Genomic DNA, 18,729 nt, shown 5'->3' with positions numbered 1-18,729 from the left:
ATGGACAAGAGCGACATCGAACTGACCGTCAACAAGTCCACCTACAAGATCCGGGTCGAGCCGCGGAAGACGCTGGCGGATGCGCTGCGCGAGGACTGCGGCCTGACCGGGACGCATCTGGGATGCGAGCACGGCGTGTGCGGGGCCTGCACCGTGCTTGTTGACGAAAGGCCGGTGCGGTCATGCCTCATGTTCGCGCACCAGGCGGTCGGGTCGGAGATCCGCACCGTGGAGGATCTTGCCGACGGCGGCACGCTGCATCCTTTGCAGAAGGCGTTCATGGACAATCACGCCCTGCAGTGCGGCTTCTGTACGCCGGGCTTTCTGATGTTGATCGTTGGGGCCTACGAGAACGATCCGGACGTCACCGACGACGACCTCGTCGACATCCTGTCCTCCAACCTGTGCCGCTGTACGGGTTACCAGAACATCGTCAAAGCGGTGCGTGCCGTCTCCACGGAGCTGCGTGGGGCGTCGCATCGCAAGGTCGAAGCGTGATGATCGAGCTCAAAGCCCACGACCGCTACGACTACGTGCCCCTCGTCGACCGGGCGGACTATACTTGGCCCGATGGCAAGCGGCTTGCGCTCTGCATCTGCAATAACATCGAGATCTTCAGTTTCTGCGATGGTCTTGGCAGCGACAGCGCGACCGTCGGAGCTCCGCAGACCAGCCGGAACTTCGCCTGGCGTGACTACGGAAATCGCGTCGGCCAGTGGTATCTGTTCGATCTCATGGAAGATCTGGGCCTTCCCGCATCTCACAATTTCAACTCGCTGCTGTTCGATCACTGTCCGCAGATCGCGGAACGGATCCTTGAACGTGGCGATGAGTTCGTCGGTCATGGGCGGACCAATGCGGAGCGCCAGGATGTCTTCGGCGAGGATGAAGAGCGCCGCATGATCGCCGAGGCGACGGAGGCGATCCGTCGTTTCGCCGGAACGCCGCCGAAAGGCTGGCTCGGCCCGTATCTGGCGCAGACCGACGTCACGCTGGATCTTCTGAAAGAGGCCGGGTATGACTATGTGCTCGATTGGCCTGCCGACGATCAGCCCTTTTGGATGAAGACGCGGTCCGGGCCGATCATGTCCGTGCCCTATTCGATCGAGCTCAACGATTCTCCCTCCATGGTCTTTCGGCAGGAGGGCGCACGGAACTTCGAGGCGATGATAGTCGATCAGTTCGACGAAATGCTGCTGCAATCGCGCAAACGGCCGCTCGTCTTCACGATCGTGTTGCACTCCTTCGTGATCGGTCAGCCCTATCGGTTGCGCGCCTTTCGCCGGGCCATGGAGCATGTGCTGAAGCGCCGCGACGATCTTTGGATCACCACGCTCGGAGGCGTCGCCGAATACTGCAAGGGGCAGCCGATTCCCTGAATTTTATGTGAGAATAGGGTGCGTTTCCCGGTCGTCGAAAATGAGGCTACAGGCGGTGCGCGCCAATCGGTCCTCGAACGTGCCCCTTCTCCGGATATCGCTAATCCCGGTTTCGACTGCCAAAGGAGGCCGCTTTCTGCGGACAATGAGGTCCGGTCGCTGGCAATCCTGCTTGCCGAAACGGTGTCATCCCATGTACGCGAAGAGGCTATGCATTGAGTTTGCCGAGAATCGATGAGCTCATTGTCCGTAGACGCGCAGGGCCTAGGTCATGGACTCATAAATGCGAACGTTCTTGCTCCTGACATTCGGCCAAGTCACCTCTGCCCGGAGCGCCCGGATTTATGAGCTCATAACCTAGACTGCAAAGTGCGGTCCTTCGCAAAAGAGGGCAGCAGCGTTCGCCAGGGAGAGACTCGGATTTGAGCATTCGCTATTCGGAGATCGGCCAGCGGCTGCGGGCATTCAGGATGGGCTCTGGTTTGAGCGCCGAACAGATCGCCCGTCGGATCGGCATTTCGCGCACCGCGCTCTATCGGCTCGAGAAGGGCGAAGTCGTCAAGATCGAGACGCTGACCAGCCTCTCCGAGCTTCTTGGCGTCTCGCTGCCGACGTTGCTTGGCGTCGAAATCGAATACATTTCCTCCGCCGTGACCTATTTCGAGAGGCTCAGGCAGCTTGAGGAGGACGCCGAGCGCATCTTCGTGCTGGCCGGGCCGATCTCTTTTCTCCTGTCGTCGCCACAGTTCGAGGCCGGCCTGGAGCCGATCCTTCTGGAAAGCGTTCCCGACAATGCGACCGATCGGGAGAAGACGGTCGCCGACATCCACAAGATCATGGAGATCCTGGCCAAGCGCCGTCGCGTGTACGAGGAGCGTAGGCCCTCCATCGTCAATCTGATCTCCGCGCTGGACATTGAGCGGCTGCTTCGCTCCGGCTTCGTCGGCCGGCCGTTCGTCACGGCGGCCGATATCCGCAAGCGGCGCGAGCGGGCGCGCGCGGAAATCGAGCATTTCGCTGCGGTCGTCGAGGCCGAGCCGATTGGCGTCCAGATCGGGCTGGTGACGGACTCGCTTCCGCACACGGCGTTTCAGATCTTCCGCAACGGCGACAAGAAAACGCTCTCCATCAGCCCCTTCCGGCTCGGCGAGCAGCCCAACGTGCGCCTGGGTGTCGCCATGATCACCTCCTCCAACGAAGCCGTCGATCTGCATGAGAAGGTCGTCACGGAGATGTGGCGTGCCGCGCTGAAAGGTCGGGACGCCGCCGCCTATCTGCGCGAGCTGTTGGATTCGACGGCATCGGAATAGATCTCGTACCAGTCGCCTTGCAGCCTTCGCTCCAGGCTACGGAGAACGGCTGAGGCTGAGATTTACGTTTTTTGTCTGCGTGTAGCTCAGCAGGTCCTCCAGGCACTCCTCGCGGCCGAGCCCGGACTGCTTGTAGCCGCCGAACGGCGCGCCGACGAAGTGGGCTCCAACACCGTTGATCCAGATATAGCCGGCCTCCGTCTTCGCTGCGCAGCGATGGGCGGTCGCCAGATCGTTCGTCCAGATTGAGGCGGCGAGCCCATAGTCCAGCGCGTTGACTTCGGCGAGCATCTGTTCTTCGTCAGACCAGCGGAACACGGCCATCACGGGACCGAAAATCTCCTCTCGGGCGATCGTCATACCGGGGGCGACATCGGTGAAGAGGGTCGGCAAGACGAAATATCCGCCAGCAAGGGCCGGGTCTTCCGGTGCGGCGCCGCCGCACACGAGCGTGGCCCCTTCCTGTTTGGCCGTGGCGACGTAGGACAAAACCCGGTCGCGTTGGCGTTCGCTGACAAGGCAGCCCATTTCCGTGGCGGGGTCGGTCGGAGGCCCCAATCGGATCTCCGACAGGAGCTGCTTCATCTCTTCCACCACCGCGTCGTGGACGGCTTCGTGGAGGAAGATACGGGTGGTGGACCCGCATGACTGGCCGGCCGTCCAGTCGAGGTTCATTCCTTTGACCGCGGCTTGCGCAATGTCGGACGTCCGCGCGTCCGGATAGGCGATGAGCGCATTCTTGCCGCCGAGCTCCAAGGTAACCTTCTTCAACGTGTCGGCAGCGCTGCGCATCACGGCGCGGCCGGTCTCCACGCTCCCGATCACGCCGACCTTTGCCACACCGCAGTGAGCGACGAGGTGCGCCCCACACTCCCGCGAGCCGGTGATCAGGTTGAAGACGCTCGGCGGAAAGATATCCTTCCAGATCTCGGCGAGGGCGAGCGCGGAAAGTGGCGTCTGATCGGCCGGTTTCCCGATCACGACATTGCCCGCGGCGAGGGCTGGGGCGACCTTTGCCGCCGCGAACATGATGGGATGGTTGAAGGGGTGAATGCGTACGACGACGCCCAGGGGTTCCCGGACGGAATAGTTGAGAGAACCGGGGCCCATCGGGAGCGTGTCGCCCTTCGTTTCGCGCACCAGGCCGGCGAAATACTCAATTTGGCTGGCGGCCATCTCCACGTCGTTGGCCATCATGCGGATTGGCAGGCCGGCATCGAGCGCGTCGAGATAGGCGAGCTCGTCGGAATGGGATCTCAAGGCGTTGGCCGCCTTGATCATCAGCTTGGCGCGCTCGACCGGGGGCAGATCCCTCCAAGCCGGAAAGGCGCGCCTGGCCGCTTCAACGGCGGCGTCCACATCTTGTGCGTTCGCATCGACGACAGAGCCGAGTGGTGATCCGTCGGCGGGATTGACCACGTCGATCCGGGCGTCGCTGAACGGCGCCTGCCACTTCCCACCATAGAACAAGGCGTTGCGACCGATGTCGATCATCGAGAGCGCTTGATGGGGCATCGGTCCATCTCCCCGTGTGCGGATGCGGCCAACCATCTTCGGAGAGTCGTAGTGGCATGCCGATTGCTTTGCAATATAAATTGTACAAGTCCCAAAAATTTTCATTACGGCGACGCCGTCGCCGATGAGCCGGCCGAAGCTGCGGCCCATGCCGCCCAAAATGAGCGAAATTTGCGGGTCTCTCCCGTCGCCAAAGCAGCGATTTGCACCAAGAACTGCCCAACACTTGCCGGTATTGGTCAATTTTTGTGTCTTGTCCCGATTTTCGGTTCACAAGTGTTCCAGAGTGTGATCTCATCCACTTGCCGCACAAAATAAGAGGGGATTGGTGTGGGCGTTCTGAATGTCTCCGGCGTAAGCAAGAGCTTCGCCGTAAAGGGCCAAGTCGTAAAAGCTCTCGATGCTGTGGACCTTGAGGTTCACGAGGGGGAGTTCGTGTCGGTGATCGGCCCGTCGGGGTGTGGGAAGTCCACACTGTTTTCGATTATCGGGGGGCTGCAGCCGGATTACGATGGTCGGATCGAGGTGGACGGTCGGCCGGCGGTCGGTTCTCACCATGACATCGGTATGGTGTTTCAGGAGGAGTCGACTTTCCCCTGGCGCACGGCGTTGGAAAACGTCGTTCTGCCGCTCCAGGTCTCGGGTGTGTCAAAAAAAGAGCGCGACTCCCGCGGTCGCGAGCTCATCCGCATGGTGGGACTGGAGGGTTTCGAGGGGCACTACCCCTCACAATTGTCCGGTGGCATGAAGCAGCGCATCTCGATCGCACGGACGTTCGCGTTCGAGCCGCGCATCATGCTGATGGACGAGCCCTTCGGTGCGCTCGATGAGCAGACCCGGCTTCTCCTTTGCGACAAGCTGCTCGAGATCTGCCAGTCCATGCGGCAGACGACGCTTCTCATCACGCACAACATCACCGAGGCGGTCCAGATGAGCGACCGCGTCGTGATCATGAGCTACCGTCCTGGTCGCATTAAGCGGATCATCGACATCGATCTGCCGCGCCCGCGAACGTCGGATGCGCTGAGCTCGCCGGAGTTCGGTGAGTATGTCGGCGAAATTTGGCGCGACCTGCGGACGGAGGCCTCCAAGGGCATGGCGGCCGAGGGCGGTGCGCGTGCCGCGTCGGGGGCGGCATGAGTGGGCTGCTCTGGTATAAGCGCTCGCTAACGCTTGCCGTGATCGTTGCGGCCGCGCTTGTGCTTCAGGTGCTGGTCTCGCTGCAGATCGTTTCGCCCTATGTGGTGGCGTCTCCGTCCTCGGCGCTTGCGGCGATTGTCGATCTCATCCGCTACGAAGGGCTGCCCGTTCTGTTTGCCCGCACGTTTGCGATGACCTTCGTCGCCGCGCTGGTGGCCATCGTTGTGGGGCTGCCGTTGGGCGTGATCGTCGCTCGCAGCGAATTGCTTCGTCGGTCGTTCGAGGGCTGGCTGGGCGCGGCCTTTTCCGCGCCGATCATCCTGCTCTATCCGCTGTTTCTCGTGGTCTTCGGCCGGGGCTACGTGACCCTCGTGGTGATGGGCGCGCTGGTCGGCGTGGTGCCGATCGCTTTGAAAACGATCGAAGGCTATTTGGCGATCCCGCGGGTCCTGGAGAACGTGGCGGTCAGCCTCAACATGACCGAGCGGCAGAGGCTAAGGCATGTGACGGTGCCGGCGGTACTTCCGCATATTTTTGCCGGAATTCGTATTTCTCTCATATACATACTCATAAATATTGTCGCGATCGACTTCTTGGTGAGTATTGGTGGGCTTGGGTATTTGGTCGGGGCGATGTACGACCGGTATGACATCCCCGCAATGTACGGCGCGATCCTGTTTGTCGTGCTCACGAGTGTCATCTTCTTCACTATTCTTGAGCGGTGTGAATCGTGGCTGAGCAAGCGCTGAAGTCGTATTCGAAAACGGTGCGATGGCAGCCGTCGCTCGGCGCCAAGGTCGCCATGGTTCGTATCGCGGCGGTGCTGCTCGCGCTCGTATGCTACGAGGGGCTCTCGCGATCCGGCCTCTTCTTCGAGGGCATTCTTCCCTCGGCGCTCGAGATTGGCGATGAGACGGTCAAGTTGCTGACCAGCAGCGAATTTTACGGCCATCTCGGGGTAACGGCGACGGAGGTGCTCGCGGGTTTGGCCATTGGCACCATCGCGGGGCTGGCCGTTGGCATCTATTTCGCGGCAAGCCGCCTGGTTGGCGATGTGCTCGAGCCGATCCTTCTATGGATCTCTCCCACTCCCAAGATCGTCTTTCTTCCGATCATCATGCTGATCTTCGGCTTGGGCATGGAGGCGAAGATCGCGAAGGCCGCGATGTCGGCTTTCTTTCCGGTATTCGTGGCCTCATATGCCAGCGCGCGTGGCATTCGGCCGGTCTATCTCCGTGTGATCGAAAGTCTCAACGGCACCGTGCTGGATAAGATTCGCTACGCCTACTTCCCCTCCATGCTTCGAGGCGTTCTCGGAAGCCTGCGCCTTGCGCTCGGCGTCGCGATCGTGGGGACCCTGCTTGCTGAAATAAAAATGGCGAATGCGGGGCTCGGTTACTTAATTATACAGTCTTATAATTTCTTCCGAATCCCGGAAATGTACGCAATTCTTCTCATTACATTTGTCATCGCACTCGGCGCGAATGCGATCATCGATCGGCTTGTCAGTAAAGTCGAGATGAAGTGACGGCCCACGCATCGACCTCGGGCCGTCGAACCAAAACTGCCAAGAGGGGAACTAAACATGGCCAAGCTATTCGCACGTCTGGCGGCAGTCGCCGCCGCAGGTACGCTGATCGCGGCTTCGTCCGTTGCCGGCGCTCAAGATATGGACACGGTGAAGGTTGCGAGCGCCCAGCGTGGCCTCTGGACGACAACGCTCGTCTATTTCGGCAACGAAAAGGGTATCTTCGAGAAGCACGGGCTCAATCTCGAAATTCATTGGGCCGACGGCGGTGCCAACACGCAGCAGGCCGTTATCTCCGGTGCGGCGGATGTCGCCGTGGCGACGGGTACCCTCGGAGCGATCACGGCCTGGGCGCGCGGTGCCCCCGTGCAAATCATCGCGAGTGACTTCACCGGCGGGTCCGACCTGTTCTGGTATGTCCGCGGCGACAGTGAGATCGAGAAAGTGGCCGATCTTGACGGGCATTCGGTGTCGTTCTCGCGGCCCGGGTCGTCTTCCCATTTGATGGCGCAGGGCGTGGTCGACAATGCGGGTGTGGACGCCGAAATGGTTCCCACCGGCGGTCCGTCGGCGACGCTGACGGCGGTAATGTCCGGTCAGGTCGATGTCGGCTGGACTGCGCCTCCGACCGTCGAGGAAGAGCTCGCAAACGGTAAGATCCGCCTCCTCTTTACCGGGAATGATGCGCCCGGCATCTCCGATCAATCGGTGCGCGTCGACATCGCGAACCGGGCCTTCCTGGAAGAGAAGGAGGAGGTCGCTAAGCGTTTCCTCGCAGCACTCAAAGAAACGATCGATTGGGCCTACGACACCGACGAGGCCGTCGAGATGTGGGCTCAGATGCACGACGTGAGCGTGGAGGTCGCCAAGGCGGCGCGCGATCGTGGTTATCCGCGCTCGGCGATGGTCCTCAAGCCGGTGTCGGGCGTCGATCTGAGCATCGAGCAGGCCGTCGCCTCGCGGCGTCTCGATGCGCCGCTGACCGACGCGCAGGTGACGGAGATGCTCAAGTGGGTCGACATGCTCAATAAGTAATCGCAGAGCGGCGGCGTGTGTCCGGGCGATGGAACCCATGAAAACGCTTACTGAAATCGTCGTGGAGGCACGCCGCCGGCTTGAGCCGTCGGCCTGGAACTACTTGATGGGTGGTGCCGACAGCGAAGCAACGCTCCTGCGCAACAGGCAGGCGCTCGATATGCTCACGCTTTGTCCGCTGGTGCTGAACGATGTCTCGTCAGTCTCGACCGAGGCGGAGTTTCTGGGCCGCCGGGTCGCAGCCCCGTTCTTTCTGGCCCCAATCGGCTCGCTGGCCCTGTTGCATGGGGACGGCGTGCTCGCGAGCGCGGCGGCGGCGGCCCAGTTCGGCGTGCCATGTTTCGTCAGCATCATGTCGCGCCCTCATTTTCGCGATGTGGCGTCGACCGTGGATGGAGATCTCATCCTCCAGATTTACGCGCGCGGCGATGGCACATGGCTGCTGAGACAGAGCGACATGGCCGCCGATGCCGGGTTCAAGGCCGTTTGCTTGACCGTCGATACGGCCTGGTACGGTCGGCGGGAGCGCGATCTCGCGTTCGGTTTCGCGCCGGTGGAGGCGGTCGACCGGCCGGCCGTCGCCGATCGCGTCGGCGTCGAGGGGGATCTCTGTCAGGCGCGTTTCGACTGGCGTGGTCTCGAAGCCTTCATCGCGCGCTCCAGCCTGCCGGTCATCGTGAAGGGCGTGCAGCGGGGCGACGATGCCCGACGGCTCCGCGATCTCGGCGCCGCTGCGATCTATCTGTCGAACCATGGCGGTCGACAGCTCGATCATGCGCGGGCGCCGATCGATGTCCTGCAGGAGGTTGGACGGGATCTGAGTGGGCGTGTCGACGTGTTCGTCGACAGCGGGTTCATGCGCGGGGCCGACATCTTGAAAGCGGTCGCACTCGGCGCACGCGGGGTGGGGCTTGGGAAGCTCCAGGGGCTGTCGCTCGCTTGCGGCGGCCAACCGAGCCTCTTTCGGGCGCTGAACATCCTGCAAACGGAGCTCTCGCACAGCATGGCGCTGTGTGGCGCGACGTCGTTGCAGCAAGTGACGGCGGACCTCGTGGCGCCCGCTCTTCCCTTCGCCGCGCCCCGATCGATCGTGTCGATCTCGCCGGAGGCGTGGGCCTCCGCGATAGGTCCGGATACCGCAGATGGCGGGTTCACAGATGGAGTGACGACATCATGACCGAAGTGCTCATCGGCCGGTCGGACGAGTTCGGAGAGGGCGATCGCCGGCTGGTGGTCCATGGCAACCACGAGATCGTCTTCATGAAGGTCAAGGGGAAGAACCGCGCCTTCCTGAATACGTGTCCTCATCAGGGGGGGCCGGTCTGTGACGGGCTTCTGGTTCACAAGGTGGAAGAGGTCATCTCGCCGACCCGGGAGTATATCGGAATGGCCTTCTCAGAAGACACGATCCACATCGTTTGCCCGTGGCACGGCTGGGAGTTCGACGTGGAGACCGGTGCGTGTGCGGGCGATGGGGGCCCGAAGCTGCGGCGGTTCGACGTGATCGAGCGCGACGGACTCCTCTATGCCCGACTTTGAGCAAGAGCGGATCGAGCGCGCGCGGAAGCTGATCGCGGACGCGCTTGCTCCGGCCGCCCGTGACCTCGAACGCGACGGGCCGGGGGAGGAGCCGCTTGCGACGGTGATCGCCTCGGCGATCCGCCTGTTCCACCACGCATCGGAACAGGGCGAGACATGGCGGGCTCTTCCGCCGGATGCCCAGATGTCGGCAACCGAAATACTGACTCTCGTCTCCGCGCTCCTGCGGGAGGCGCAGATTGAGCCGTTCGAACTGGCGCTCTGGCAACAATGGAACAAAGGGTGAGGCGACAGATGCGAATTCGATCGAGTGATCCGATTTTCGATCAGGACTTGTCCGGGTTCGATGTAACGGCCCACCTGCGCGCGGCGCGAAAGCAAGCGGAAAGCCGCGGTCTGGACGACGTGCTGATCGTGGACGTCGATGCGCATCACTACGAGACCGACAATCTCGCGCAGATCCTGGAGGGCATCGAAGATCCCGCAATCCGTCAGGTCGCCCTCAACAACTACGCCTATCGGGGACCCGGCGCCGTCCTGATGGACCAGCCCGGTGCTCAGGATATGGGGGGTAGGGTGGCGCGCTATCTGGCCAGGCGGTCGGACGGGGATCGGATTGCCGCGAAAGGCGGCAACCGCGATGTCGAGCAGGCGCTTGAATGGATGAATGCGCTCAGCGTCGACTACGCTTGCCTGTTTCCTACGCCGATGCTGCTGCTCGGCATGCACCCCCAGGTCGAAATGGAGGTGCAGATGGCGCGGGCTTACAACAAATGGCTGGTGGAGAACGTGCTGGCGCAAAATGACCGGCTGGTCTCCATGCTGTACCTGCCGTTCAACGATCCGGAAGCCGCCTATCAGACCGTCAAAGACTTCGCGGGCTACAAGGGCGTCTGCGGCTTCATGGTCTGCTCGACCCGCTACAAGGGCGTCTACGACAACGCCTACATGAAAACGTATGCGCTGCTCGAAGAGGCCGGCCTGCCGATCGGATTCCACGCCGGGTACTATTGGAACGATCCGCTCTCGTCGATGACGAACCGGTTCATCACGGCCCATGCGCTCGGGTTCACTTTCTTTAACGCAGTGCACTGCGCCAACTGGGTGGTGAATGGTCTTCCGGAGCGCTTTCCGAACCTGAAAGTTATCTGGATCGAGTCCGGACTCGCCTGGGTGCCGTGGCTCATGCAGCGCCTCGACAACGACTTCCGCATGCGGACCTCGGAATGTCCGTCGCTGAAGCGACTGCCGAGCGACTATATGCGCGACATGTTCTACACCAGCCAGCCGATGGAGATGGTCAACAACGGCAGTATGTTGAAGGCCACCTTCGAGATGATCAACGCCGGGACCCAGCTACTTTATTCGTCCGACTATCCGCATTGGGACATGGATCTGCCGTCGGTGATCTGGGATCTGCCGTTCCTGAACGACGAGCAGAAGAAGAACATTCTCGGGCGCAACGCGCAGCGGATCTTCAATCTCCCGGATATTCGGCCTCAGGTGGCGCGTGCCGGGCACGAAGCCTTCGTTTGAACTCCAACACAGGACAGGTGGAAGTATGGCAGGGGCAGACCGCAGCGAGATCGAACGTCCCGTCTCGGGCAACCAGTATCCCGCGGGGTGGGGAAGCGATGCGGTCGCGGAGGTGCTGCGCGACCTCGATGTCGAGTACATCGCCATGGTGCCCGGGGCCAGCTACCGCGGGCTCCAGGACAGCCTCGTCAACTTCCTCGGCAATCAGCGACCTCAGATGCTGGTGTGTCTGCACGAAGAGCATTCCGTGGCGATCGCCCACGGTTACGCCAAGGTCGCTGGGCGGGCGATGGCTGCCGGGCTGCACAGCAATGTCGGGCTGATGCACGCCTCGATGGCCATTTTCAACGCCTATTGCGACCGCGTTCCCGTCCTCATGCTCGGGGCGACCGGTCCGGTCGACGCAATGCAGCGACGTCCCTGGATCGATTGGATCCACACCTCGCGCGACCAGGGCGCCCTCGTCAGGCCCTACGTCAAATGGGACGACCAGCCGGCCTCTCCCGCCGCCGCCGTGGAATCGGTGTTGCGCGCCTGGCAGTTGATCCATGCCGCGCCGAACGGCCCCGCCTATATCTGTCTCGACGTGGCCGACCAGGAGCGGGCACTCGACGCGCCGTTGGCCATCCCCGACGTCTCGAAGTTCCGGCCGGCGCCGGCACCGGTCGCGTCTCCGACGGACGTTGCGGCTGCGGCCGCCCTTCTCACCTCCGCCAGCAAGCCCGTCATCCTCGCCGGCAGGGCGTCGCGCAGTCCGGAGGTCTGGTCGGCCAAGATCGCGCTGGCGGAAGCGCTCGGCGCGCGCGTCATTACCGACATGAAAACCGGCGCCTCGTTCCCGAACCAGCATCCGTTGCATGTGGGCGGCGCCTCGCAATTCCTGTCCGCAGATCAGAAGGCGGTGCTTGCGGAGGCGGACGTGGTGCTGTCGCTCGATTGGATCGATCTCATGGGATCGCTCAGGCAGTCTCTGCCGTCGGGCGCGCCGTTTCCGAAGATCGTCAATGCCACCCTCGACGATCACATGGTCAATGGCTGGAATTACGATCACTTCGCGGTGCCGCCGGCGGATGTGCGCCTGTCGTGCGCGGCCGACGTGGCGGTCGAGCTTCTGTGCCAAGAGCTCGCCATCACGGCGCGGTCGGAGGCGACCGTGTCTCCGGAGCCCGCGTCCCCGGCGGGCGACACGCTGGATCTTGCCTTTCTCGCCAAAAGCCTGGCCGTGGCGGCACACGGGCATACGACGACCTATATTCGCTTCCCGCTCGGCTGGGCGTCCGAAGTCATTCCGTTCGACGAGCCGCTCTCCTATCTCGGCGGTGATGGCGGCGCGGGGATCGGGTCCGGGCCGGGCCTGGCGGTCGGCGCCGCACTTGCTCTGGAAGGGCTGAAACGGCTTCCGATTGCCGTGCTCGGCGATGGCGATTTCATCATGGGGGCGAGCGCGATATGGACTGCGGCCCACTATCGGATTCCGCTGCTCGTGATCGTGTCCAACAACCAATCCTATTTCAACGACGAGACCCATCAGGAGAACATGGCGATTGCGCGGGGGCGGCCTGTCGAGAACCGCTGGATCGGTCAGAGGCTGGATCAGCCGCCGGTCGATATTTCGGCTCTCGCGCGCTCCTTCGGTGCCCAGTCGCCGGCGCCGGTGACAGAGACGGCAGAGCTGCAGGGCGCGTTGGCGAAGGCGGTTGAAGCCGTCGAAAACGGTGCGCTCTACGTGCTGGACGTACGCGTTCGTGCCGGATACGCCAGCGCGATGCCGGCGACCAACGATGAAACCTGAGGTCCGGTCGCCGTACCAGGCGCCACGGAGTGTGGCTGGAATGTTCCCGCGGCTCTCCGCGCTGCGGGAAAGGCAGGGCGAGAGCTCGTCTCGGAGTGACGGTCAGTGTCGATCTCGCGGCTTCGCCCTTCGCCGTTGCTCATGGTCAATCTCTCGGCCTTCTTCAGCTTCGGCTTCGTTCACATGGTCGCCTTGGCGACCCCGATGTGGGGGAGCCATTTGGGGCTGTCGGCGGCGCTGATCGGATTGGCCGCAAGCTGTCGGTCCGCCTCTCCGTTCGTCTACGCCATCCACATCGGCTCGCTGCTGGACATCGTCGGGGTGCGCCGCGTCCTGATCTTCTTCTCGCTGCAATGCGCGCTGCTGCCGCTTCTCTATCCTTTGCTCCCGTCGGACGTGCCGTTTCTGGTGCTCCAGATTTTTCTCGGCCTGGCTTGTGCGATGGCCTGGATCGCCGCCCAGACGGCCGTTGCACGCACGGCAGGGGGCGACGCGCAGAAAACGGCCTGGTTCTCCTTCTTCGCTTCCGTGGGGGCGGTGATCGGCCCGCTGGCGCTGGGCGGCGTTTGGGCTTGGCTTGGGGCGGACAGAGGCTACGGGTTCTTGGCGCTTTGGGGCGCGGGTTTGTTGGCCAGTAGCCTCGCGCTGTCGAAACGCGCCGGTATCGTTCGGCCCCGACTGAAGGCGGCCCACTTCGTGCCGCGCCTTGGCATTTACCGCCAGGCAATCGCGAGCTTGAAGCAGCCCGTGATCGCCTTCGTGATGGCGTGTGCGTTCGTCCGTCTCGGCGCCGTGGCGATTGTGGAATCCTTCATGCCTCTCTTGGTCCAGGATCGCGGCTTTTCCCCCGCGGTGATCGGAACCCTGTTCGCGCTCGGCAACCTCGTGGCCTCGCCGTCGTCGCTTTTAACGAGCCAGTGGCTGAGGATCTGCGGAACGGCGCGCAGAGCGCTTTTGATGAGCGTGGCGGTGTCAGCGGCGAGCCTGGTCGCGGTGCCGTTCGTCAGCGGGCTGGCGCCGTTGGGTCTGGCGATGATCGGATACGGCTTCGGCATCGGGATCGGGATGCCGGTAACACTCACCTTGCTGTCGCAGAATGTGGATGCCGATCAGCAGGGAATGACGGCGGGCATGCGCGCCACGGCCAATCGGCTTGGCGCCCTGGTGGTGCCGATCATGGTCGGACTGCTTGCGGAGCTTTCCGGTGTGGCGACCGCCTTCTGGACGAGCGGGCTGATCCTGCTTCTGACCTTGTTTGTGACGGGAGTGACGCTCGGACGACGGAGTTGACGCGGAAGATCGACGGTTTGGTCCGGCGGTATCGCGCTCCGTGACGCGTCTCACCCTCCCGCGCCTCTCACCCGGCTCGGCGCGCGAACGGTTGCTCGTGTCAGGTGAATTTCTTGGTGATGTTGTATTGCTCCATCTTGCGGTAGAGCGTCGGCCTGGAGATGCCGAGCCTCAGCGCCACTCTGCTGAGATTGCCGCCTTCGGCATGAAGGGCGGCGCGCAGTGCCTCTTTCTCCGCATCGGCGAAGCTGGTGAGCGGTCGGGCCGCTGCCGGATCGGCATGAAGGGCCGCGTCCCGGTCGTCGGAGGCTTGCTCGGGTTCACGATCCGGCGCCGTGATCTCTGACGGCAGGTCCTGCAAGCCGACCACGGACGTTTTCGCCAGGATATGGAGCCGGTCGATCAGATTGCGCAGCTCGCGGACATTGCCGGGCCAGGAATAGGCCAGCAGTCGCTCGACCGCTTCGTCGCTGAAGTGCAAAAGATCGCGTCCCATCGCCTCGGCGCATTTCTGGTTGAAATGCTCCATGAGAAGCAGAACGTCCTCGCCGCGGGCGCGCAGCGGCGGGACCCGGATCGACACCGTCGCGAGCCGATAATAGAGATCGAGCCGGAAGCGGCCGGCATCGCTTTCTTCGCGCAGGTTCCGGTTGGTCGAGGCGATCAGCCGGGTGTCCACGGGACGGCTCCGGGCCTCGCCGATGCGCCGTACGGCGCGCTCCTCTAGCACCCGCAGCAGGAAAGGTTGCACCTCCAGCGGCATTTCGCCTATTTCGTCCAGGCTGAGGGTGCCGCCATCGGCCTGCTCGAAAACCCCGGGTTTGCCGTCGCGGCTTGCCCCGGTAAAGGCGCCACCGGCATGTCCGAAAAGCTCGCTCCCGAACAGCTCGCGCGTGACGGCGCCGCAGTTGAGCGCGACGAACGAGGAGGCCGCCGTCGTCGGTCCGCTGTCGTGCACCAGACGTGCGAACAGCTCCTTTCCGACGCCGGTCTCGCCTTCGATCAGAAGCGATGTCGTCGTTGGCGCAGCGGCGACGCTCAAGGCCACGTCGATCGCTTCGAGCAAGGCCTCGCTCTCGCCCACGATGGATGTTGCCGGCCGGCTTGCCAGACGGCCTGAGCGGGCGGATTGCCGGCGTCCGCCGCCGCGTGGCGGGCTGGTTCCCGATGCCGTGGACGGGAACACCAGCGCCAGCCCGCTGCGTCCATCCGCCAGCGTCAGCCGATTGACTTGAAAGTCCGTGGTCGCCTGCGACGACGCATCGATCAGCGAGTAGGCGGCCTCGGCGCGGTCGTGGTCGAAGCGGGGCAGCGTGTCGCCGAGATCGAACGCGTTGAAGGCAATCTCGTCTGCGATCTTTTTCGGAACGTTGTTTTGGTAGATCACGCGCCCGCGCTCGTTGAGGATGAGAAGGCCGTCGGCGCTTTGGTAGCGCGGCGCGAGATTGACGAACGCCTCCAACAGGTTCGCGCGCTCTTCGCGTTGCCGCCCTTCCAGCGCCTTCTCGATTTCCCGCGCGGTCGCCATGACAAGGGCGATGTTGTGCGGCTTGAAGATCGACGGATGGCCGGACAGGTCGACCACGCCGATGATGCGGCCGTCGAACGGATCGCGGACCGGAGCGCCGGCGCAGGTCCAGGACTTGATGCCGGCACAGAAATGCTCCGCGGCATGAACGACGACCGGCTGGCCGGCCCAGATCGCGGTGCCGATGCCGTTGGTGCCGACATCGTCCTCGTTCCATTTGCCGCCGATCACCAGATTGATGTCTTCGCCGTCGGTCAGCACCTTGCGGTCGCCGACAGCTTCGATCATGACGCCATCCCGGTCCGCCAGGACCAGCATGGCGCCGGAGCCTTCAAGCATGCGGCCGATGGTGGCAAACGGCCTCTGGGCGGCCGACAGGAGCTCCACGTTGGCCATCTGCAGGCGTTCGATCTCGCCGTCGTCGATACACAGCGGCGCCTCGGTTCCGTTGGCGTCGATGCCGCCGTCGGCGCTCCGGCACCAGGAATCCTGAATCAATTGGCGAACCGGCAGACCGGCGGGCTTCGTCTCGCCGCGGGCGACGAAGTTTTCCCAGGCGTCCATGGTGCTGCGAAAGTCGTAGATCCGTTCGTCCGGCAGATAGGAATAGAGGTTGCCGAGGTCGGAAGTGGCCGCATCCTGGGGCTTTTTGTCGGAGCGATATGTTGCAGTCGGTCTGGACACTCGTCCCATTGATTGGTTCCAACTTGGGCTTCGTCCTGGCCTGCCAGATCGCGGGCGGCGCAAAGACGGTTTGGAAGCGTCGAGTGGTTCGGCCAGGTCGCGCGGAAGATTCGCTAAGGGGCGCGCGTGCGTGGTGCGTGTCCGATCAGTCCGGGATCTGGCCCGGTTCGGTTTCCGCCATGCCGGCTGCGTCAGCATCGTCGAGCAGCCGATCGACCAGCGTGGCGCACAACCGCTCTTCGGGAAAGTCGGTGTCGATATAGATCCCGTCGAGGTCGGCGAGCCGGCCGACGATGTCGTCGTCGAGCGGGCTGAAGAAGCCGTTTTCCCGTGTCGCAAGCACGAAGCAGAGCGCATCGCCGAAACGCCGGAGCTCGCCCAGATGTTCGAGCTGGCGTCCGCTGGTGAGGTCCATCAGGATCACACGCGAATTGTGGCTGACCCGCACATGGGGGTCGACGATGTCGGGTTTGGCGGGGCCGGCGCCGACATGGATGATGAGGCCCTCTGGCTGGGGCGCCGGTTTCGGTCGTTTGGACGCCGAATAAGCGCCCTGGCTCAACTGGTCGGCCAACCGAACGATGGTCGAACGGTTTTCTTGCACGACTTTGCGGAAACGCGCTTCGTCGCGCCCGGGTTCGTTTCGTTTCGAAAAGATCTCCACCATCGACCTTTCCACTCCTCCCCTTGGAATTTTTCTGATTTTTTTATGCGTTCGCGGCAATCACGATCCGGTGTAGAGCCGAAGCGCGCGAACGCGCTGTCCAATACGCAGGCTTTGCGGCGGCTTGGACACTGCCGATCTTCGCCGGCACAAGTCCTTGTTTACCCTTTCTTTTTGGCGACAATCTCGCGCATTCCAGGTGCGCGACATCTGCCGCAGATCCGGTTCCCCCTAATCTAACTAACCATCGTAGCAACAGCTCACCCGGCTTGGTAGTATGCCGTTGCGACAGGTTGCCCGATTGAATTTTTCCAGATCTGATTTTCGCTATGCCGCCCCCGTTTCGGGTGTGATCTTGCCGTAGCTGCAGTGCAGCAATCGACGTGTCACAAAATACCCGGATTGCGGCGTTTGATTTTGGCTTTGATGCCGATGAGAGGACGCGATACCTCTTGCGGGCGCTTTGGACGGCGGCCGCTGTGCCAATTGCGCGCCATCCCGCGCGCGGGTCGGGTGCCGCTTTAGTCCATGACCTAAAGGGGGAAAAGGGGAGCTGTCGCACCAAGATAACAAAGAGCTGTCGTCCTCGTCGTGTTGAGGGCGGAGCGCTCAGGGGAAATGTCCATGTGTCGTATCTTTGCCGATCAGCCACCCGATAGCTACGTTCTGGAAACGCGCTCCATGCGCCTCAACGGCCAGGGCACGAGCATTCGCCTCGAGCGGGTGTTCTGGACCGTTTTGGAACGCATCGCGGATGAGCAGGGGTTGAGCCTGCCGAAGTTCATTTCGACGCTGCACACCGAGATCTTGGAGATCCGGGGGGAGGCGCCGAATTTCACCTCGCATCTGCGCTGCATCTGCATGGTGTTTCTGGACCGGCGCGGCGACGCCTTGCTGGCGTTCGAAACCGAACGGGACCGTGCGGCGATCCTGCCCGCGGAGGCTGCCGAATAGGGAGCGCTGCGGCTCTTTCGCGCGGTGGTATTCCCTTAATGCACTTGGCGCGGCCGCCTTTGCTAACCTCCTCGGACACTGAAACTTTTTTGCGAGGGGTGCATCGTGGCGAAGGCGATCCATGCCATGTTCCGCGTGCTCGATGAGGCGCGGTCCGTGAACTTCTACGAGAAGGCGTTCGGCCTCGCGGTCGCGGACCGCATCGAATTCGACGATTTCACGCTGATCTACATGCGCAACGGGGAAGCCGACTTCGAAGTCGAGCTAACCGTCAACAAGGGCCGGAGCGAGCCCTACGACCTCGGCGATGGATACGGCCATGTCGCGGTCGTCGTCGACGACGTCGACAGCGAGCATGCGCGCTTCACCGATCTTGGTCTTGCGCCGCGCAACGTGGCGCAGCTCGAGCGCGACGGAAAGCCGTTCGCGCGCTTTTTCTTCGTTCAGGATCCGGACGGCTACAAGATCGAGGTGTTGCAGCGGGGCGGGCGGTTCGTCTGACCTCGCCGGACTGTGTAAGCTCTATGTCGGTCACCGACCATCGCCGGCGTCTCTCTTGGAGGCGCCGGCTTTTTGAGGTCGCAGGACGCCGGCCTACCCGCCGGATTTGGCCCCGTTGGAGGGGTCGGGCACGGTGATTCGGTTTTCCGCGATCCAGCGGGCCGCCAGCACGAAGGCGCCCATGCTGAAGTCTTTCCCGTGCCGGGCAAGCATCGCTTCGGCGAGCTCGGCGATCTGGCGGAAGAACTCGTCCTTGCTCTGCTCTTCCTCGCTCAGCCCGATTTCGTTTGCTTCGGCCATGATCGTTTCCTTCTTTCCGGAGAGACCGGCATGG

The 18,729-nt window shown here is 62.9% G+C and carries 19 protein-coding genes; 15 read left to right on the top strand and 4 right to left on the bottom strand.

The features are described 5' to 3' along the window. The 3 genes from HNS03_RS04370 to HNS03_RS04360 all read left to right on the top strand — a co-directional run bounded on the left by HNS03_RS04370 (position 1) and on the right by HNS03_RS04360 (position 2,689). Positions 1–498, top strand: a complete 498-nt coding sequence (locus tag HNS03_RS04370; protein ID WP_367193400.1) for a (2Fe-2S)-binding protein — start codon at positions 1–3, stop codon at positions 496–498. Next, positions 498–1,379: a polysaccharide deacetylase family protein gene (locus HNS03_RS04365; protein WP_367193399.1), complete on the top strand. Its 882-nt coding sequence runs from the start codon at positions 498–500 to the stop codon at positions 1,377–1,379. Before HNS03_RS04370 ends, HNS03_RS04365 begins: the two co-directional genes overlap by 1 nt. A 422-nt stretch (positions 1,380–1,801) precedes the next feature. Further along, positions 1,802–2,689, top strand: a complete 888-nt coding sequence (locus HNS03_RS04360) for a helix-turn-helix domain-containing protein (protein ID WP_367193397.1) — start codon at positions 1,802–1,804, stop codon at positions 2,687–2,689. Positions 2,690–2,725: 36 nt separating this feature from the next. On the opposite strand, the gene HNS03_RS04355 is transcribed toward HNS03_RS04360, so the two are convergent. Further along, positions 2,726–4,204, bottom strand: a complete 1,479-nt coding sequence (locus HNS03_RS04355) for an aldehyde dehydrogenase family protein (RefSeq protein ID WP_367193396.1) — start codon at positions 4,202–4,204, stop codon at positions 2,726–2,728. A 330-nt stretch (positions 4,205–4,534) separates the two neighbouring features. On the opposite strand from HNS03_RS04355, the gene HNS03_RS04350 reads away from it, so the two are divergent. The 10 genes from HNS03_RS04350 (at position 4,535) to HNS03_RS04305 (ending at position 14,064) form a co-directional block, all read left to right on the top strand. Continuing rightward, complete coding sequence (locus HNS03_RS04350; RefSeq protein WP_367193395.1) at positions 4,535–5,344, top strand: ABC transporter ATP-binding protein; 810 nt, start codon at positions 4,535–4,537, stop codon at positions 5,342–5,344. A 38-nt stretch (positions 5,345–5,382) separates the two neighbouring features. Next, positions 5,383–6,093, top strand: coding sequence for an ABC transporter permease (locus HNS03_RS04345; RefSeq protein ID WP_367193394.1), 711 nt, complete (start codon positions 5,383–5,385; stop codon positions 6,091–6,093). Further along, the gene (locus tag HNS03_RS04340; protein WP_367193392.1) at positions 6,075–6,872 is read left to right on the top strand and encodes an ABC transporter permease; all 798 of its coding nucleotides are present in this window, start codon (positions 6,075–6,077) and stop codon (positions 6,870–6,872) included. The genes HNS03_RS04345 and HNS03_RS04340 overlap by 19 nt, the downstream gene beginning before the upstream one ends. 57 nt (positions 6,873–6,929) lie before the next feature. After that, a complete protein-coding gene (locus HNS03_RS04335) occupies positions 6,930–7,907 on the top strand; it encodes an ABC transporter substrate-binding protein (protein WP_367193390.1) in 978 nt (325 codons plus the stop codon). Between the two features lie 37 nt (positions 7,908–7,944). Continuing rightward, positions 7,945–9,084, top strand: coding sequence for an alpha-hydroxy acid oxidase (locus tag HNS03_RS04330; RefSeq protein WP_367193388.1), 1,140 nt, complete (start codon positions 7,945–7,947; stop codon positions 9,082–9,084). Continuing rightward, positions 9,081–9,446, top strand: coding sequence for a Rieske (2Fe-2S) protein (locus tag HNS03_RS04325; RefSeq protein ID WP_367193386.1), 366 nt, complete (start codon positions 9,081–9,083; stop codon positions 9,444–9,446). The genes HNS03_RS04330 and HNS03_RS04325 overlap by 4 nt, the downstream gene beginning before the upstream one ends. Next, on the top strand, positions 9,433–9,732 hold the full coding sequence (locus HNS03_RS04320; RefSeq protein WP_367193385.1) for a hypothetical protein: 300 nt from the start codon (positions 9,433–9,435) through the stop codon (positions 9,730–9,732). The genes HNS03_RS04325 and HNS03_RS04320 overlap by 14 nt, the downstream gene beginning before the upstream one ends. Before the next feature lie 8 nt (positions 9,733–9,740). Beyond that, on the top strand, positions 9,741–10,982 hold the full coding sequence (locus tag HNS03_RS04315) for an amidohydrolase family protein (RefSeq protein WP_367193383.1): 1,242 nt from the start codon (positions 9,741–9,743) through the stop codon (positions 10,980–10,982). A 25-nt stretch (positions 10,983–11,007) separates the two neighbouring features. Beyond that, positions 11,008–12,774: a thiamine pyrophosphate-binding protein gene (locus tag HNS03_RS04310; RefSeq protein ID WP_367193381.1), complete on the top strand. Its 1,767-nt coding sequence runs from the start codon at positions 11,008–11,010 to the stop codon at positions 12,772–12,774. Between the two features lie 105 nt (positions 12,775–12,879). Further along, entirely contained in the window at positions 12,880–14,064 is a 1,185-nt protein-coding gene (locus HNS03_RS04305; protein WP_367193380.1) for an MFS transporter, read from the top strand. Positions 14,065–14,164: 100 nt separating this feature from the next. Here the strand turns inward: HNS03_RS04305 and HNS03_RS04300 are convergent, their stop codons facing one another. Continuing rightward, entirely contained in the window at positions 14,165–16,276 is a 2,112-nt protein-coding gene (locus HNS03_RS04300) for a sigma-54-dependent Fis family transcriptional regulator (protein ID WP_367193379.1), read from the bottom strand. Between the two features lie 145 nt (positions 16,277–16,421). After that, positions 16,422–16,943 carry a hypothetical protein gene (locus tag HNS03_RS04295; protein ID WP_367193377.1) on the bottom strand — a complete coding sequence of 174 codons (522 nt, stop codon included), beginning with the start codon at positions 16,941–16,943 and terminating at the stop codon, positions 16,422–16,424. A gap of 621 nt (positions 16,944–17,564) precedes the next feature. Here HNS03_RS04295 and HNS03_RS04290 point away from each other — a divergent pair. Together HNS03_RS04290 and HNS03_RS04285 are read left to right on the top strand one after the other, a co-directional pair. Further along, positions 17,565–17,894 carry a ribbon-helix-helix domain-containing protein gene (locus HNS03_RS04290; protein WP_367193376.1) on the top strand — a complete coding sequence of 110 codons (330 nt, stop codon included), beginning with the start codon at positions 17,565–17,567 and terminating at the stop codon, positions 17,892–17,894. Between the two features lie 105 nt (positions 17,895–17,999). Then, complete coding sequence (locus tag HNS03_RS04285; protein WP_367193374.1) at positions 18,000–18,395, top strand: VOC family protein; 396 nt, start codon at positions 18,000–18,002, stop codon at positions 18,393–18,395. Between the two features lie 93 nt (positions 18,396–18,488). On the opposite strand, the gene HNS03_RS04280 is transcribed toward HNS03_RS04285, so the two are convergent. Then, entirely contained in the window at positions 18,489–18,695 is a 207-nt protein-coding gene (locus HNS03_RS04280; protein ID WP_367193372.1) for a hypothetical protein, read from the bottom strand. Positions 18,696–18,729: the final 34 nt, after the last annotated feature.

The sequence above is a fragment of the Amorphus sp. 3PC139-8 genome, assembly GCF_040750475.1.
Classification (GTDB): Bacteria; Pseudomonadota; Alphaproteobacteria; order Rhizobiales; family Amorphaceae; genus Amorphus.
This window is presented reverse-complemented; position numbering and strand designations above follow the sequence as displayed.

Coding starts and splice junctions, on each gene's coding strand:
- HNS03_RS04370 (WP_367193400.1), top strand. CDS start 1: ATGGACAAGAGCGACATCGAACTGACCGTCAACAAGTCCACCTACAAG.
- HNS03_RS04365 (WP_367193399.1), top strand. CDS start 498: ATGATCGAGCTCAAAGCCCACGACCGCTACGACTACGTGCCCCTCGTC.
- HNS03_RS04355 (WP_367193396.1), bottom strand. CDS start 4,204: ATGCCCCATCAAGCGCTCTCGATGATCGACATCGGTCGCAACGCCTTG.
- HNS03_RS04335 (WP_367193390.1), top strand. CDS start 6,930: ATGGCCAAGCTATTCGCACGTCTGGCGGCAGTCGCCGCCGCAGGTACG.
- HNS03_RS04330 (WP_367193388.1), top strand. CDS start 7,945: ATGAAAACGCTTACTGAAATCGTCGTGGAGGCACGCCGCCGGCTTGAG.
- HNS03_RS04325 (WP_367193386.1), top strand. CDS start 9,081: ATGACCGAAGTGCTCATCGGCCGGTCGGACGAGTTCGGAGAGGGCGAT.
- HNS03_RS04320 (WP_367193385.1), top strand. CDS start 9,433: ATGCCCGACTTTGAGCAAGAGCGGATCGAGCGCGCGCGGAAGCTGATC.
- HNS03_RS04315 (WP_367193383.1), top strand. CDS start 9,741: ATGCGAATTCGATCGAGTGATCCGATTTTCGATCAGGACTTGTCCGGG.
- HNS03_RS04310 (WP_367193381.1), top strand. CDS start 11,008: ATGGCAGGGGCAGACCGCAGCGAGATCGAACGTCCCGTCTCGGGCAAC.
- HNS03_RS04295 (WP_367193377.1), bottom strand. CDS start 16,943: ATGGTGGAGATCTTTTCGAAACGAAACGAACCCGGGCGCGACGAAGCG.
- HNS03_RS04290 (WP_367193376.1), top strand. CDS start 17,565: ATGTGTCGTATCTTTGCCGATCAGCCACCCGATAGCTACGTTCTGGAA.
- HNS03_RS04280 (WP_367193372.1), bottom strand. CDS start 18,695: ATGGCCGAAGCAAACGAAATCGGGCTGAGCGAGGAAGAGCAGAGCAAG.